Raw genomic sequence first — 18,207 nt, forward strand, 5'->3', positions numbered from 1 at the left:
AGAATATATCATATTTAATTAAATATTCAACTATTAAAATCTAAAAAATTAATTATAGAAAATGAAAAAGTTTTATTATCTATTAAAAAATTTTATTAGCTGTTTTTATATGATAATAAAATATGCTTTTATATTATAATGAAATATTAATATGAATAAAAATATTAAATATTATACATTAAAAATATGAAAAATAGTTAAAATAAAAGTAAATATAGTTTATATAAAATAAAATATAAATTTATAATTTTATTTAAAAACTATCTATTAGTCTTTATAAAAATTATTTATAAGTTTTTTTATAAGGACTATTAATTTTTTATAAGAAATATTTATTATTATAAGAACTATTTATTAATATATTATTTAGTTTATTATTAAAATTTTCCCAATAATATCTTAATTAGGTGATTTAATGCAAGTATTACTAATACACTCTGATTATTTAAAGTATAAAACAAAAAATAAGACTCCAATAGCTGAAGAAATAGAAAAAGATAAAGAAGAAGGTGTTTTTAACGAAGCTTTAGTTGTATTTACAGCTGTTGAAAAAGTAGATGAGAAAAACCCAGCAGGAGTTGTGAATAATTTAATAAACGAGATAAAATCAACTAATGATCAAGTCAATGCAGAAAGAATTGTATTATATCCTTATGCCCATCTATCATCTTCACTCAGTTCTCCAAAAATAGCTATTGAAATATTAAAAATGGCAGAAAAAGAATTATCTGTCCGTGGTTTTGAAGTTTCAAGAGTTCCATTTGGATGGTACAAATCCTTCGAAATATCATGTAAAGGTCATCCATTATCAGAACTTTCAAGATCTATAGATGCTGTTGATATTTCAGCTGATGGAATTGGTGAAGAAGAATCAGAACCTTCTAAATTTTATATATTAGAAGATAGTATTTTAGAAGACGCTGAAAAATATAAATATGAAAAAAAGTCTGATTTAGAAAAATTAGCTAAGTATGAACTTGGGACTGGTAAAAGCAAAGATGTTGAACCTCCACATGTTAGATTAATGAAAGAAAAAGAATTAGCTGATTATGAAAGTGCAGCTGATATTGGGCATTTAAAGTGGTATCCTAAAGGAAGAGTTATCAGAGATTTGTTATCTGATTATGTATATGATCTTGTAGTAGAAAGAGGTGCGATGCCTATTGAAACCCCAGTAATGTATGATTTAGCTAATGATGCAATAAGAGAACATGCAGAGAAATTTGGAGAAAGACAATATAAAATCCAAACCAAAAAAGAATTAATGTTAAGGTTTGCATGTTGTTTTGGGGCATTTAGAGTTTTAGCTGATTCATTTTTAACTTGGAAAAACTTACCAGCAAGAGTATATGAGCTATCCACTTATAGTTTTAGATTTGAAAAAAGAGGAGAAGTAGTAGGTTTAAAAAGGCTTAGAGGATTCACAATGCCTGATATGCATTCAATATGTGCTGATATGAGTCAATCATTAATAGAATTTGAAAATCAGGTTGATATGTGTATCCAAACTGGAAAAGATTTTGAAGTGAATTATGAAGTAATTTTTAGAGCTACAAAAGATTTTTATGAAGAAAATCAAGATTGGATGTATGAAACTGCTAAAAAACTTAATAAACCAGTTATATTAGAGATATTACCAGAAAGAAAACATTATTGGGTTTGTAAAATGGATTTTGCAGCTATGGATTATCTTGGTAGACCTATTGAAAATCCCACAGTCCAAATTGATGTTGAAAGTGGAAAAAGATTTGATATTAGCTATTTAAATGAAAATGAAAAAGAAGATTATCCTATTATTCTTCATTGCAGTCCTACTGGAAGTATTGAAAGGGTTATATGTAGTTTGCTTGAAAAAACAGCCATTGAAATAAATGAAAAGCCTCCAATGTTACCAGTATGGTTATCACCAATTCAAGTTAGAGTGATACCTGTTGGAGAAAAGCATTTAGAGTATGCTAATCAAGTTGCAGATGAAATAGCATTTAATAACATTAGAGTAGATGTTGATGATAGGGATGAACGTGTTGGAAAGAAAATAAGAAATGCAGCTACTGATTGGGTTCCATATACAATTGTCATTGGTGATAAAGAAGTAGAAACAAATGTTTTCAATGTGACTATTCGAGAAACAAAAAATAACTGTGATATAGAGCTTGATGAAGTTATTTATCAAATTTTATCTAAAACAATGGAAAAACCTTTCAGAAAGTTACCTATTCCAAGAAACTTATCTGAAAGAATCAACTTTAAATAGAATGTGTTTAAATAGAATATGTTTATCATTATAGCTATTAATCATTCTATTATTAAATTTAGAAAATATTTTATAGGAAATTGTTTATAGGAAATATTATATTAATTAAAAACAAATATTTAATATATAAAAATTAAACTTATTTATAAATATTCTGATTATAAATATTCTATTTATAAAAATTAAACTTATTTAAAATTTATTTAAAATTTTGGAGACATATTGATGTATAAAATAGGAGAAGCCCTTGTTGGGGATGGAAACGAATTAGCTCATGTTGATTTAATAATTGGAGATAAAGAAGGTCCTGCAGGAACTGCATTTGCAAATGGAATGACACAATTATCTATTGGACACACACCTCTATTATCTGTTATAAGACCGAATTTAATGACTAAACCAGCAACTTTAATAATTCCAAAAGTTACTGTTGGTGATTTAGATGATGCAAGTAAAATATTTGGACCTGCACAAACTGCTGTTGGAAGAGCTGTTGCTGATGCAGTTGAAGAAGGTCTTATTCCAAAAGATATTGCAGAAGACATTGTAATTATGGTAAGTGTATTTATACATCCTGATGCTGAAGATTACAGAAAAATATATCAATACAATTATGGAGCTACTAAATTAGCTATTAGAAGAGCAATGTCTGATTATCCAGGAATTAATAAAGTATTAGCTGAAAAAGACAGAGGAACACACCCTATTATGGGATTCAAAGTTACAAGACTATGGTCTCCTCCTTATGTTCAAGTTGCACTTGATCTCGATAATCTCGATGCAATGGAAAAAATTATCTCTGCAGTTCCAGATAGAGAAAGAATATTACTTGAAGCTGGAACACCACTGATTAAGAAGTTTGGTGTTGGAGTAGTAAGTAAAATAAGAAAACTTAGACCTGATGCATTCATTATTGCTGATTTAAAAACTTTAGATGTTGGTCGTGTTGAGATTAAAATGGCAGCTGATGAAACAGCTGATGCAGTAGCTATTTCTGGACTTGGAACAATTGAATCCATTGAAAAAGCTATTCATGAAGCTCAAAAACAAGGAATATATTCAATCCTTGATATGATGAATGTTGATAACTTTAAAGAAAAAATTAATAAACTACAAGATAATCTTAAACCAAACATTGTTTTATTACATAGAAATGTTGATCTTGAAACTTCAATGGCTGAAAAAGGTCAAGATACTAGTGACATGACTGAATGGGGTAATATCAAAGAAATTAAAAAATTAATTGGTGATGGTCTAGTTGCTGTTGCTGGTGGAATAACTCCTGAAAAAGTTGATGAAGCTATTGAATCTGGAGCAGACATAATTGTTGTTGGAAGATATATAATTGGTTCAAGGGATGTTAGAAGATCTGCAGAAGATTTCTTAGCTCACTTACCTCAAGATCCTGACAATATGAGATTAGCTCTTGATGAGGACGAACAAGTATAATAATGATTTATCATTATTATCTTAACTATTATTTTTATTTTAGTTTTTTATTTTAGTTTTTATTTTTTTATTTCTTATATTTCATCTCCATTATACTTTATTTAATGTTTTATTTATTATTCTAGTTTTATTCAAATTGTATTGTTCTATTCTAGTTAATATCTTAGTATTATTTTATTTTCTTAATTATTTCTTTGAATCATCAGATATTGGGTGATTTTATAAAAATTTATACTAATTTATAAAAAATAAGTTATAAATTTCAAGATATAAGTTATAACATATAACAAATAAATTATAATAAATAAGATATAATAAATAATATATAAGTTATATGTTAAATCAAATAAATTATTAATTATAAATAAAAACTAATTAGTTTTAATTTAAAACTTATAAAAAATAAATTATAAGAAATAAAATATAACTTATAAAAAATAAATAATAACTAATTAGTTATAAATTATAATATATAATATATAAATAATAATTTAAAACTTATAAAAAATAACTTAAAAAATAAAACATATAAGTTATATAGAATAAATTATAACTTATAAAAAATAACTTAAAAATTATAAAAATTAATTTATAAGAAATAAATTATAACTTATAAATAAAAACTACTCAGTTTTAATTTAAAACTTATATAGTATAAATGATAATATATAACTTAAGTAAATTAATATCAATTGATATAAAAATTATAAAGGAATGATAAAATGGGAGAAACAATAGCAATAATAAACCAAAAAGGTGGTTGTGGTAAAACAACCACAGCAGTTAACTTGGCTGCATCACTTGCAACATTAGGTAAATCAGTGCTACTTGTTGACATGGATCCACAAGGAAACGCAACTACAAGTTTTGGAATAAACAAACAAGAGCTAAAAAATACAGTTTATGCAGCAATAAGTGGTCAGGTAAGTGTGAAAAAAGCTATTATTCCAACAATTGTTGAAAACTTATTCATCCTCCCCAGTAATATTTCACTAAGTGGAGTAGAAGTTGAATTAAGCAAACTAGATAATTATCACTTAGTTTTGAAAGAATTATTATCACCAATAGTAGACATTTTTGACTATATAATTATAGACCTTCCTCCATCATTAGGAGTGATAACAATTAATGGTCTTGTAGCAAGTGATAGTTTAATAATACCAATACAAGCAGAATACTTCGCATTGGAAGGGCTAGCTGATTTAACAAATACAATTAATCTTGTAGAAGAACGTTTAAGAAGTCCTTCACCAATCAAAGGAATCGTGTTAACATTATATGACTCTAGAACACGACTTGGAAAAGAAGTATATAGTGAGCTAAAAAAATATTTTGGAGATAAAGAAAACATATTTAAAACAGTGATTTCAAGAAATATACGTTTAGCTGAAGCTCCAAGTTATGGTATGCCTTGTATAGCATATGATGAAGAAAGTAGAGGTGCAAGATCTTATTTAAAATTAGCTAAAGAAATATTAAGTTTAGAGAGTGATGGGGGTTAAAAAATGGTAGATAATAAAAAAAACAAAAGAGGATTGGGAAGAGGTTTAGACTCATTAATACCAAAAATAGACGATGAAGAAGATGAAAAAAATAAAAATTCTTCAATTACATTGGAAGATATTCTTTCTAGCTCAGATGATGAAAAAGAAGAAAAAAAAACTGAAGAAAAAACTGAAGAAAAATTTGAAGAAATAACTGAAGAAAATAATGAAGAACAGGATGAAGAAAATATTGAGGAAAAAACTCAAGAAATAAAAGTTAATGATGATGAAAATAAACAATTAAATGAAACAGAAACTGAAATCTCCTTAAGGTCTGAAATAAAGGAAACATCAAATGATATTGCAGATGAAAAAGAAAAAAAATTAATTGAAACAGCACAAAGGAAAGATAAAGAAGAAAGTAAAAAAGATGAGGAGGAAATAGAGGAAAATAAAGAAATAACAGTGAAAGAAATTGGAAAAAATATTGAAGAAGATATGATTGAAGAAAAAGAAAATAAAATCCAAAATAAAGATATTGATTCAAAAACAGCTGAAATTGAAGAGGAAAATCAATTAAGCGATTATGAAATAGATAGTATAGAAGAAGTAAAAGAAATAATTGAAAAAAACCCTAGAATCACTCTATGGTCCGCTAAATCAAGTGCAGTATTTAGATATTTAAGGAAAACTAAGCCAGAATTTAGTATAAGTAAAGAAGCCTCAAAATTAATAGATGAAGCTGTTTCAGAAAAATATCCTGAAATATGGAAATTATTTGATGATATTTAAAAATTTTTTATAAATTAAAAGGTATAAGTTATAATAATTTTTTATCTTTATCATTATCTTTAAAGCTTAAATATTTAGAGTCTAAAACTTTTCTAATATTTTCAGCAGTTTTAGATCCTATACCATCAATTTCTTTAAGTTCTGAAATAGACGCATCAATTACAGCTTGAACTGTTGAAAATTTTTCAAGTAATTTTTTTGCTGTAACAGGACCAACATTAGGCAATGATTCAATAATAAACAGCTGTTGTTCCCATAATTCAGTGGGTTTTCTTTCAGTTCTGATTTGAATAGGATTATTATTTTGATTTTGCTCTCTAATAGCAATTCTTTTAATCATAGCTGCAGTATCTTCAGGATTTCTAGTTGGAATAATGGAAATTCCAAAGTCTATTGCAATAGATGCAATAGAACCTCTAATAGCATCAGGAGATAAAAAACCAGAATATATATCATCTCCTTCTAAAATTAAAATTGGTTTTTTAAACTCTTCTTTCATTAATTTAGCTTGTTTATAAAGTCTTTTATCAACGATAGAATCAATAAAATCTTTAGCTGTTTTTCTTTCAATAGCAATATCATCACTAATTTGATAATCACCAGCAGCCATAGATTTGATTCTCACATTGACATTGATTGTATCTAAAGCTCGAAGTACATTAGAGTTTCCTTCTCTTGAATCTGCATAAACAAGAATATTATTATTTTGAGTATTATTGTTGATATCATTCTTAATTATTTTACTAGAATTATTAAAATTATTATAATTATCATAATTATTATCAAAATCGCTATTAATATTATTAATATTACCATTATAATTATTATGGTTATTATTTATTGAAATACCGTCATCGTCTAAAATAACGCCTATTTCTGCCTTTCTTCCAATTATTTTTGAATTTATTTCATGTTTTGATTTATTGAAAGAGTTTTTATTTAAATTTTTTAAAGAATCTTTATCTATTAAATGTTTTTTCATTTGTTTTTCTTTATTTAAACTTGCCCAATAATAACCTTCATCTCTAGTACCTTTAGCAATGAGAACTTTCATATTACCAGTATTTTTCCTTCCAGTTCTTCCTCTTCTTTGAATCATTCGAACTTCCGAAGGTACAGGTTCATAAAGAACAACTAAATCAACAGAAGGAATATCAATTCCTTCTTCAGCAACACTAGTTGAAATTAAAACATCATAAGTTCCAATTTTGAATGATTTAATAATATTCTTTTGTTCTGTCTGAGTAAGTCCTTTTTCTCCATCCCTTGATCCTTGACCATAAAATTTAACAGAATTAATACCTTCTTTTTCACACTTCTTCTGGATCATTTCAAGTGTATCTCTGAATTGTGTGAAAACGATGATTCTTTTATTTTTATTCATATTAGAAGAGCTATTATTTTTATAAGAATTATTATCTTTAGAAGAGTTGTTGGTTTTAGAGAGATTGTTTTCTTGATCAGTGCTTTCTATTAGTTTAGATTGTTTAATATCAACAATGTTTAGTTCTTCTTTTAATATTTCCATGAGTTTTTTTAATTTAGGATGTTCCCATCCATTTTTTTCAGCTTGTTCACTTAATAGAATAGCTTGAGAAAAATCAGCATCTATTAAAAGTCCTTTAGCAGCCTTAGTATTCTTTTTTCTTATCCTTGAAACATATTTATTGAAAGTTGAAACACCTTGAGTTTCTAAAAGTTCTAAAGCATGTTGAAGATTAATAACTGCACTTAAAATTGAAATTGCTTGATAACATTCTTTTGGAGGATTTGTAGCTCTAGCAATTCGATTTTGTACTTTACCTCGAGCTTTTAAGATATCAATTTTATTAACAGAAATGGTAGAAATAACATTTAAATTTTTTAACATTTTTAATCGATGCCTAAGAGCTTTATTAATGTGATTTTTGATTTTTTCAAGCTCTTTGCTCATATTAACTTTAACCCAATCTATCTCAATAGGATTAAAATAAGGTTTTACATCCACATCATCCTCATTTTTTACAACAACATCTTCAATAAAAAGGTTTTCACATATTTGCCGAATTTTATCTTTATTAGAACCAGGAGAAGCAGTTAATCCTAGAATCAAATGATTTTTAGCTGTTTTTACATATCTTTGTCCAAGATATACATAAGCATAAGATCCTACAGCATGATGACATTCATCAAAAACAAGAAGAGATACATCTTCAAGATCATATCTTCCATTAAGTAAATCTGATTCGATTGTTTGTGGTGTTGCACAAATAATTTGAGAATCATCCCATCTTTTTTTTCTTTCATCTGGTTTAGTAGCCCCAGTAATAGAAGTAGTTTTTACATTAAGAAAATGTCTAAAATTTTCTTCATGTTGAATTGCTAAAGGTTTACTAGGAGCTAAAATAAGAACTTTAGAACCTTTATTTTTTTTAAGTCTATCTGCAGCTACTAATACAGCTACAAGAGTTTTTCCCAAAGCAGTTGGAGCAACAATCATTGTATTTCCTTTTTTAAGAACATCAGCAGCTAGAACTTGTTGATATATCCTTGCTTCTGCAGTATTTTCTTTTATAAAAGGATGTTCAATAAATTTTTCCATGTGATTTATATTGTAAAACATCTTTAAATAAGTTGTGAGAGAGATTATGAAAAGTAATATATAAAAAGAATAAAAAGAAAAAATAAAGAGAAAAAAATAAATAAAAAAGATAAAGAAAAAAGATAAGAAAAAAGATAAAGAAAAAATAATAAAATAATAAATTAAAGATAAAATAAATTCAAAAATAATAAAGACAAAACAAGAATGATAAAGATAAAATAAAAATAACAATATAAATCAAAGATAATAAATAAACGGTGATTAATTGATAATTATAATAGATGAAAGATCTAAAAAATATATTATTGATCAAAAATCTGATTTTCAGAGTGATTTAGGAATTATAGATCAAAATGATCTAGCTAATGCAAAAATAGGTCAAACACTAACAACACACTTGGGAAAAAAATTTAAAGTAATTAAACCATCTGTTAATGATTTTATAGAATTAATGGATAGAAGATGTTCAATATTGATTCAAAAAGACATTGGTACAATAATTTCAAAGTGTGGTATTGGAAGTGGAAGTAGAATTGTTGATGCTGGTACTGGAGCTGGTGCTATAGCTTTAAATTTTGGAAATATTGTTGGAGAATGTGGAAATGTTTACAGTTACGAGATTAGAGAAGATTTTGCAGAGGTAGCTAAAAGTAATATAGAAAAATTTGGTTTAGATAACATTATTGAAATAAAAAATAAAGATATAAAAGAAGGAATTGAAGAAAACGAAATAGACTTAATTTTTCTTGATTTAATCAAACCATATGAAATATTTGAAGATGTTTATAGTTGTTTAAATACAGGCGGATATCTTGCTGTTTATGCTCCATATATAGATCAAATTGAAACTTCATATAAAATAGCTAAAAAGATAGGTTTCCTAGATTTATCAATTATTGAAACACTTGAAAGAGAAATTGAAGTAAGAAATCAAGGTACAAGGCCTAAAACTAGAATGATAGGGCATAGTGGTTATTTGATGTTTGGAAGAAAACTTTGATATTTTAAATATTCATTAATTGCAAGTGAAAATAATAAAAATTTAATGATAAATAATAAAATATATTATATAAAATTATTATTATAAATATAAACATATTTATTATAAATATCAAAATATTATTAATATGAATATTATGGTTAAATATGTGGGTATATGGCTAAAATATGAATATAACCAAGTATGATATTATAAATAAATAGAGTTACTATAAAAATATAAGTATGGCTAATATATAGCTATTAAAAATATAATACAATTATTATAATTTTTTTAGAGTGTGATTAAAATTTTTAATCTGAATGATGTAATATCAATAAAGGATTTTCAAAAAAAAGATATTGAATTTATTTTAAATGAAGCTGAAAATCTTGAAAAAATAGCGAAATCCCAGGAATTTTCAGATGAATTAGCAGGTAAAATATTGGGAATGATGTTTTTTGAACCTTCAACTAGAACTCGTTTATCTTTTGAAACATCCATGAAAAGATTAGGTGGTAATTGTGTTGGTTTTGCTGGAAGTTCAGCTAGTTCTGTTTCAAAAGGAGAAAGTTTAGCTGATACATCAAAAATGTTTGAAGCTTATTCAGATGCTCTTATTATTCGACATAGTTTAGAAGGAGCTGCAAAATTTATTTCAGATATTGTGGATGTTCCTGTAATAAATGCTGGAGATGGTGCTGGACAACATCCAACTCAAACTCTTCTTGATCTTTACACAATTAAGCGCCAATTTGATAAAATTAAAGGTTTAAATGTTGCTTTAGTAGGGGATTTGAAATATGGCCGTACTGTGCATTCTTTAGCTTATGCACTTGGAATGTTTGATGCTCAAATGAGCTTTGTATCGCCTGATGAATTAAAAATGCCAAAAGAAACTCTCCATGATCTAAAAAAGAACAATGTAAAATTTCACGAAACAAATAGTTTGAAAGATGTTATTGATGAGATTGATGTTTTGTATGTTACTAGAATACAGAAAGAAAGGTTTCCAGATGAAGAAGAATATTCAAAAATAAAAGGAGCTTATTTGATTGATCATGACCTTGTAAAAGGAAAAGATCTTATTGTGATGCATCCTCTTCCAAGAGTTGATGAAATATCTACAGATATTGATAATACTAAATATAATAAGTATTTTGAACAGGCTTTTTATGGTGTTCCTGTAAGAATGGCTATTTTAAAGAATATTATTAAAAATAAATTTTAAATAGGTAAAATAACACCATCAAAATAATTCTTTCTAAAATTAAAGTTATGATAAAAATTAAAATGAATTTTAAGATTATAACAAAAATACAAAAATAATTAATATAAATATTAAAAAAATTAAAATTAAAAACAAAATAGATAAAAGAATAGTTAATTTAGAAAGCTTAATAGCTTTATTGATATCATTCTTTTTTAAGACATTTTTATCCTTACCGATTTTATAAACATTCTTTTTTGTAAGGGAAATATCTAAAGCTCCTGCAACAGCTGCCATTGTAAATCCAGAATTTGGGGATGGGCATTTTTTAGCATCATTTAACATTGTTAAATAGCTATTTTTATAATTAAATCCTTGATTTCTATATAAAAAAGATGCTAAAACTGTTAAAACTCCTCCAAGACGAGCAGGGATATAATTCAATATATCATCTAATTTTGCTGGAAAATATCCAATATTAAAATACTTTTCATTTTTATATCCAACCATAGCATCTAATGTATTAATTATTCTATAAAAAATAGCTATAATAACAGAAAATATTATAATATTTAAAATATTTATATTAACTGAAGAAAAGCTAAACAATTCTAAAGATAAAACTAAGATAAGGATAATATTAGCTATAATATAATAGAATACCGGTGAAATAACAGAGTCTGTTATATTTTCAGATAATGTTTCAATTGTGGCGGAAATAATAAGAGATTCAGTGAGTTCAGATGTATCTCTACTTACTAAATATGACATGGAAACTCTTGCAGAGTTAATATCTAATTCTAAATCATTGGAAATCGATTTAGCTGAAGAAAGTAGCATTCTAATTGAAAATGTTGAAGAAAGTATTAACGATGATATTATCACAAAGATAATAAGATTATAGCTAGATATTAATAATATTACTATGAAAAATAATATTACTATTAATAAAACTAATATTGTTAAAATAAGTCCAGATAATTTGTTTTTAATTTTTATTAAGTATTTTAAGAAAAATTCAATATTTTTACCAATGAAAACTACGGGGTGTATTTTTGTTGGTAGTTCACCTAAAAAAATATCAAATAATATTGAAAAAATCAATATACCCAATGAAAAAGGTATAAAAAATTGTAAGCTAGTTATATCTTGAAAATACATTATAAAACCTTATTCATTGAAAATGATTTTAATATTCATGATTTTAATAGTTCTTTAAATTTTTTTGAGAGTAATAAAAATTATTATTTAAAAATATTTAATTATTATTGTATAATTAAAATTTAATTAACCTTTAATTTACATATAGTAAAAATTAGTTATATAACTACTTATATATTTATATAATATATTATAATATATAAAAAGTAATTTAATTTATATTATAATTTCTTAATAGACAGTGATTATATGATTGACGAAAAAATAATCAAAAAATGGCTTGTTGAAGAAGGCCTATTTAAAGAACAAATACCTGATGAAACTTCTAATTTCCATTTTCTTATAAACTATCCAAATGAACATGTACTTGATCTTATACAGCCAAAACATAAAGAAGATATGATACTTATTGGTTGTGCATCTGAAATAGCTCCTGAACAAGTAGCTTTGATTAAAGATTCAGCGAATAAAAAAAGAGAGAAATTTATATGGGACATTAGATTTGCTTTAAATCAGTTTCTTCTTGATTTTGAGCTTGAGCATCCAGATAATGTTTTAAATAGATTTGTTATCTCTGAAGAAATATATGAAGATGGTTTAACAAAAAATAGTTTAATATTATCAATTAAAAAAGTTTTTAAAGGAAAGTTACAGTGTATTTGGATAACTGGTAAAACATTTGGTGAAGGTGAAAATTCGCAAATAAATGATAATAGTATGTTTGTTTAATACTTATTATTTTTAATATTTTTTATTTATTTTATATTATTAATTTTATAATATTATTATTTATATTAATTAATATATCTTAATTAAATATATTTTTTATATAATTAATTTTTATATATTGACTTTTATACATTATAATTTTTCAAAGTTTTACACTTGAAATGTATGTTTATATTAATTATTGACAATTATATATTTTGTGAGTGTGAGAGGTGTATTGCAAGTGAAAGTTAATTTTAGTATTTTGTATGATTGAAGACATGCATTTCAACTGAAAAAATTAGAAATTAGCCTTTCATTGATCTATTTTTTCAATATTTAGTATTGATTTTTTTAAAAAAACATTTTTATAAGCTATTTTATTATTTAAACTAATTTAAATGCTTGAAATTTTAATTAAATATTTTTAAATAGATTTTAATTTTTAAAAAATATAATAAAATTACACTTGAAATAGATGTCTTGAATTTTCTTTTTTTGAAAAATAACTTTCACTTGCAATACACCTCTCACTTCCTTTTTTATTTAAATGTACATAATTAAAAAATATATTTAAACTATAAAATAAAAAAATTTTAAAAGTAACGAATTTTATTTGATTTTTATTATTGGATTATTTTTTAATTTTTTCATATAATGATTTTTTTAAAGTATTAATGCTATATCCTTAAAATTTTTGTTTATTATTGAATTTTGTTTATTATCGTAAAATGAATATTTTAATTTATTTTTTTTATAATAAATTAATACTGATTTTTTTAATAAAAAATAAAGACTTAGATAATCTAATTACACTTGAAATATATGTTCAGATTTCTTAAAAAAATATATATTTAATGTTTAATATTTTAATATTTTCAATATTTTCTTTTTTTCTCTATTATATCTAATAATATTAAAAAATTTGTTTTATAATTTTTTTCATATAATTTCATTCGATTTAATTGATTTGTTTTTAATTATAAAATTAAATATTCTTTTTTTATGGATAAAAAAAGATAATATTATTAATTTAACTTAAAAAAACAATTAAAATAAATTGTTTTATAATTTATAGTACTAATATTTTTAATTTTTTAAATTAATTACTTTAAACTCTTTAATCCATTGTATGATTGATTTTTGAACTTGATTATTTTTATTATTTTTTTAAAGTTTTTTAATAAATAAGTTTATATGTTTTAATTTCTAATATTACACTTGAAGTATAGGATACACTTGAAACATTTAAAAATTTTATAGAAACTTTTATTATTAGGTATTTTTATTAATAATATTTTTTTAGAATAAGTATTTTCTATAATAAATATTTTTTAGGTATAAATATTTTTTAGCATTATAAAGTATTATTAATAAAAAGTATTGATAAAAAATCTTAAAAAATATCTAAAATTAATTTTTTTAGATAAAAATCAATATTTATTATATTTTAAGGTGTATTTTTAGGCTCATAAATAGCATTAGATAAAAAATTATAATTTTAAACAAACGTAATTTTAAACATACACTTGTCATATTATCTTATAGTATAAAAACCAAATAAAAATAGTAAAAATACAAAATAATGTCTAGGTTTAAATTTATTATATTTTTTTATCTATAATATATTGATTTGAGTTATACTTTTATTAAAACATTGCATATTAAAATAATTTAATAAAAGTTAGATAATAATCAAATACATAAATTAAATATTTTCGTATATTTGTTTTGTATTTTTATTATTTTTATTTATTATTTTATTATGTTTTATATATTGATACTCTTGATATTATATGATATTTAGAGATTATATTGATATGTAATACTAATATTGATATTTAATCTACAAGATATTTCAATATTATTTTATTTATAGTAATTACAATTTGATAGTAATTATATGATAATATGATATTGAAAAATGTGGCATTTATATTTTAATTATTCATAAATCTTTAAATTATATTCAATTGAAAAAAGTATGTATTTTATTACTATATAAGAAGATTAATAAGTGAATTTAGTATTATGAAATATAAACTTTTGTAAACCTAGCAATGGCTGTAATTTTACTATATATTATACATAAATTAACATTAATATCATAATTCAAACACTGGTGATGCAATGACTAATATTTTTGATAATTTGGCTGACAAAGGTTCCGTTTTTAAAGATAAACAATATTTAGACCACAGATTTTTACCTGATAACTTACCTCATAGAAAAGACCAGATTACGGGCATAGCTAAATACTGGATAGAAGCTTTAAACAATGTAACACCTTCTGATGTAACTATTTATGGAAAAACAGGGACTGGAAAAACTGCAGCAGCTAAATTTGCAATGAAACAATTAGAAGAAGCTGCATCTAATAAAGAATTAAGAATTAGAACTGAATATATTAGATGTACAGATTATACAACAGAATATCAGGTTATAGCTAAACTTTGTCAACAAATGGGAAGAGATGTTCCTTATAGAGGATGGACTAAGGCAGAAGTTGTAAATACTTTTAGAGATATTCTTAAATCTAATTTATATGGAAATAAGATGATCTTGATTGTTGTTTTAGATGAGATAGATATTCTTCTTAAGAATGACGGAGATGGGATTCTTTATACACTAACAAGAACTGATAATGTGTCAATATTATCTATAAGTAATTATGTTGATTTTAAAAAATTCATTAAAAGCAGAGTTATGAGTAGTTTTAGAGATAGAGAAATTGTTTTTCCTCCTTATGGAGCTCAACAGTTAGTTGATATCTTAGAAGAAAGATCAAGACTATCTTTTAACCCAGAAACATTAACAAATGACGTTATTCCTCTTTGTGCAGCTATGGCTGCTAAAGAAGAAGGAGATGCAAGGTATGCATTGGATCTTTTAAGAACAGCTGGTGAAATAGCTGATGAAAAAGAGTCTAAGCTTGTCCATGGTGACTATGTTAGAGAAGCAAAAGATAAGATTGAACATAATAAAATAACAGATCTTATTACCACACTACCTGCTCAACAACAGAGAGTGTTAGAAGCAATTTTAAATTTAACTCAGGAAAAAGAAGAAATTACCTCTGGTAAACTTTATGATACATATAAAGAGGTTTCTAAAGGAGATACAGTTTCATATAGAAGAATTTTTGACTTTATCAATGAACTTGAAATGCTTGGAATTATTTCTACAAACACAATTTCAAGAGGGCGTGGTAGAGGAAGAACTAATATAATTTCTTTACAGTGTGATAATGACATATTAGAGGATGCACTATATTCTATTTAATGTTTATTATTTACTATTGTTTTGATTATTTAGGTTATGATAAGATTATTATTCAAATAATTTAGATTATATTATCATTTAAATTATTATTTCAAACTTTATAATTTAACTTTTATTATTATTCAATTTATTATTATTCAATTTTTTATTTAAATTGAACCCTTTCTATGAAGGATTATATATGAATATTGCAATATTATCAGTTTCAAAAAAAGGAAAAATCCTTTCATCAAAACTTAAATCGTTATTATCTAAAGATCCAACTATAATCACTGTTGATACATATCATAAGAATATTAAAAATAATATTGACAATATTTTTATCGATAATGAGGATAAAACTTTAAAATATGATGCTATTATTGGAATAATGGCTACAGGAATCCTTATAAGATCTATAGCTAAAAAAATTAAGAATAAAGCCATTGATCCTGCTATTTTAGCTATGGATGATAATGGAAAGTTTACTATTAGTTTACTTTCTGGTCATCTCGGCAGGGCAAATGAATTAGCTTTAAAAATATCTAAATTAATTAATTCAGAACCAGTAATAACTACTGCCACAGATATTAATAATAAAATTGGTATTGATTCTCTTTCAAACAAATATTATTGGGAAATTATCAATAAAAATGAAATTTTAGAATTCAATAAAGCAATTTTAGATGAAAAAAATATTAAAATTTTTTTAAATAATGATGAAAATTCTAATGTAAGATATATCCGCGATTTAAATGATTTTTTAACTAATAAAAATAAAAATACAGTTGAAATCATTGACCTAAAAGATAATGAAATGTCAATAAATAATATTGATAATATATTTATTTCATCTACAATTACTAATTCAGTATATAATTCTAATACTAAATCTAATCAAGATGAATATAATAATATGTATAAAGATAATTATTTCGATATTTTTGCTAATTTTAACAATCACTACCTATTTTTTAAACAAAAAAAATTAGTTGTTGGAATTGGATCAAGAGCAGATATAAAAGAAAAAAACGTTTTAAATGCTATTAAACTAGCTATGCATAATTTAAAACTTCCTCTGGGACGGATTGATGCAATTGCTACAGTTGAAATTAAATCTAATGAGGAAGGAATTTTAAAAACAGCTAAACATCTTAAGACACCCTTGAAAATCGTATCTTTAAATGAAATAAGAAGATTAAATAATAAAACCATATCTCATTCAGATTTTGTAAAAAACAAATTTAATATCCCTGGAGTAGCTGAACCAGCAGCTCTTATAATAGCAAATAAAAATGAAAATAATTCAAAACTTATTCATAAAAAAATAGCTATTAATGGTGTTACAGTTGCAGTTGCAGTTTCTAATTAATTTAAAGCTTTAAATATTTTTTATATCTAATTTTCATCATAATAACTTTTCATAATGAAATAACAATCTTGGTCTTTAAAATAATCAATGTTAAAGCTGCTGATGTCCAAATCTTTTGGAACTTCTATTAATACATACTCATATTTATCTATATTATTTTTGTTAATTTTTGAATGTAAATAAAATATCATTGAGTTTTCATTTTCAAAAAATTGGTTTAGCTGATCATTTAAATTAATTTTATTACTATTAATTATTTTTTCATCGTTTGAATGATTTTTTATAGTGTCTAAAACCCAATAATTTTCTTTGTTCACACTATTTTCATTAAAAACAACATAATAGTTTTTTTCCTCAAAATCGTTTTTATTGAGCTTGAATCCTTTACAAATCCATTCATACTTTTCATCATCAAAATGCTCATTTTTTTCAATATTTCGATGATTGCATAAATTTAAATTATTGTATGACTTATTATTAATTTTATCAATGTTTGAAACACTTATAATTGATAAATCGCTATAAAAATTGCATCTAACAGTTCTATTTACAGCGATAATGTTTGATGAACTAGTTTCGTGATTATTAAAATCATCACTTATAGTAATAGGGTCAATACTAGAGTTAATAGGATAAATACTAATAGAACTTTTAATTTTGTTTTTAAATAGTTTTTTTGTAATTAAGTTTTCGTATTCTCCATTTTTTAATATTTGAAGCTTTTTAAATGAAACTGTATTCAAGTAAAACTCTTCATCATTAACTTCACTACTATTTTCAATACTAAGTCCTGGATTAACAATACTAAAATCATATAAGTTTTCCCAGTGTTTTGGTGTTCCAGGATTATTTATTAAAATATCTACTATTTCATTTGTTATTCTTTCAATTTCTTGTACTTCTAGGGAATTCATTGTTTTTTCACTTGAAATGTCAATAATATTCATGATAGCCCC

12 protein-coding genes are annotated in these 18,207 nt (G+C 24.0%); 9 read left to right on the plus strand and 3 right to left on the minus strand.

Annotation, left to right across the window (positions count from 1 at the left end):
• Positions 1 to 415 precede the first annotated feature (415 nt).
• The 4 genes from MarbSA_RS05945 to MarbSA_RS05960 all read left to right on the plus strand — a co-directional run bounded on the left by MarbSA_RS05945 (position 416) and on the right by MarbSA_RS05960 (position 5,979).
• Positions 416 to 2,254, plus strand: coding sequence for a threonine--tRNA ligase (locus MarbSA_RS05945; protein ID WP_221061155.1), 1,839 nt, complete (start codon positions 416 to 418; stop codon positions 2,252 to 2,254).
• A 225-nt stretch (positions 2,255 to 2,479) separates the two neighbouring features.
• Positions 2,480 to 3,703: a bifunctional 5,6,7,8-tetrahydromethanopterin hydro-lyase/3-hexulose-6-phosphate synthase gene (locus MarbSA_RS05950; protein WP_221061156.1), complete on the plus strand. Its 1,224-nt coding sequence runs from the start codon at positions 2,480 to 2,482 to the stop codon at positions 3,701 to 3,703.
• A 722-nt stretch (positions 3,704 to 4,425) separates the two neighbouring features.
• Positions 4,426 to 5,205, plus strand: coding sequence for a ParA family protein (locus MarbSA_RS05955; protein WP_221061157.1), 780 nt, complete (start codon positions 4,426 to 4,428; stop codon positions 5,203 to 5,205).
• Between the two features lie 3 nt (positions 5,206 to 5,208).
• Positions 5,209 to 5,979, plus strand: coding sequence for an AAA family ATPase (locus MarbSA_RS05960; RefSeq protein ID WP_221061158.1), 771 nt, complete (start codon positions 5,209 to 5,211; stop codon positions 5,977 to 5,979).
• A gap of 28 nt (positions 5,980 to 6,007) precedes the next feature.
• On the opposite strand, the gene MarbSA_RS05965 is transcribed toward MarbSA_RS05960, so the two are convergent.
• On the minus strand, positions 6,008 to 8,560 hold the full coding sequence (locus tag MarbSA_RS05965) for a DEAD/DEAH box helicase (protein ID WP_221061159.1): 2,553 nt from the start codon (positions 8,558 to 8,560) through the stop codon (positions 6,008 to 6,010).
• Between the two features lie 265 nt (positions 8,561 to 8,825).
• On the opposite strand from MarbSA_RS05965, the gene MarbSA_RS05970 reads away from it, so the two are divergent.
• Positions 8,826 to 9,560, plus strand: coding sequence for a tRNA (adenine-N1)-methyltransferase (locus MarbSA_RS05970; protein WP_054835310.1), 735 nt, complete (start codon positions 8,826 to 8,828; stop codon positions 9,558 to 9,560).
• 280 nt (positions 9,561 to 9,840) lie between these two features.
• The gene (pyrB, locus tag MarbSA_RS05975; protein ID WP_054835744.1) at positions 9,841 to 10,770 is read left to right on the plus strand and encodes an aspartate carbamoyltransferase; all 930 of its coding nucleotides are present in this window, start codon (positions 9,841 to 9,843) and stop codon (positions 10,768 to 10,770) included.
• Positions 10,771 to 10,845: 75 nt separating this feature from the next.
• On the opposite strand, the gene MarbSA_RS05980 is transcribed toward pyrB, so the two are convergent.
• Complete coding sequence (locus MarbSA_RS05980) at positions 10,846 to 11,910, minus strand: cobalamin biosynthesis protein (RefSeq protein WP_221061160.1); 1,065 nt, start codon at positions 11,908 to 11,910, stop codon at positions 10,846 to 10,848.
• A 249-nt stretch (positions 11,911 to 12,159) separates the two neighbouring features.
• Between MarbSA_RS05980 and MarbSA_RS05985 the strand changes: the two genes are divergently transcribed.
• The 3 genes from MarbSA_RS05985 (at position 12,160) to MarbSA_RS05995 (ending at position 17,251) form a co-directional block, all read left to right on the plus strand.
• Entirely contained in the window at positions 12,160 to 12,639 is a 480-nt protein-coding gene (locus MarbSA_RS05985; RefSeq protein ID WP_221061161.1) for a DUF2299 domain-containing protein, read from the plus strand.
• A gap of 2,109 nt (positions 12,640 to 14,748) precedes the next feature.
• Complete coding sequence (locus MarbSA_RS05990; protein ID WP_054835147.1) at positions 14,749 to 15,900, plus strand: orc1/cdc6 family replication initiation protein; 1,152 nt, start codon at positions 14,749 to 14,751, stop codon at positions 15,898 to 15,900.
• Positions 15,901 to 16,081: 181 nt separating this feature from the next.
• Entirely contained in the window at positions 16,082 to 17,251 is a 1,170-nt protein-coding gene (locus MarbSA_RS05995; RefSeq protein ID WP_221061162.1) for a cobalt-precorrin 5A hydrolase, read from the plus strand.
• A gap of 26 nt (positions 17,252 to 17,277) precedes the next feature.
• Here MarbSA_RS05995 and MarbSA_RS06000 read toward each other — a convergent pair whose 3' ends face one another.
• Positions 17,278 to 18,198 (minus strand): hypothetical protein, encoded by a 921-nt coding sequence (locus MarbSA_RS06000; protein WP_054835145.1) that lies wholly within the window; start codon positions 18,196 to 18,198, stop codon positions 17,278 to 17,280.
• Positions 18,199 to 18,207 lie beyond the last annotated feature (9 nt).

The organism is Methanobrevibacter arboriphilus (genome assembly GCF_019669925.1).
Taxonomy (GTDB): Archaea; Methanobacteriota; Methanobacteria; order Methanobacteriales; family Methanobacteriaceae; genus Methanobinarius; species Methanobinarius arboriphilus_A.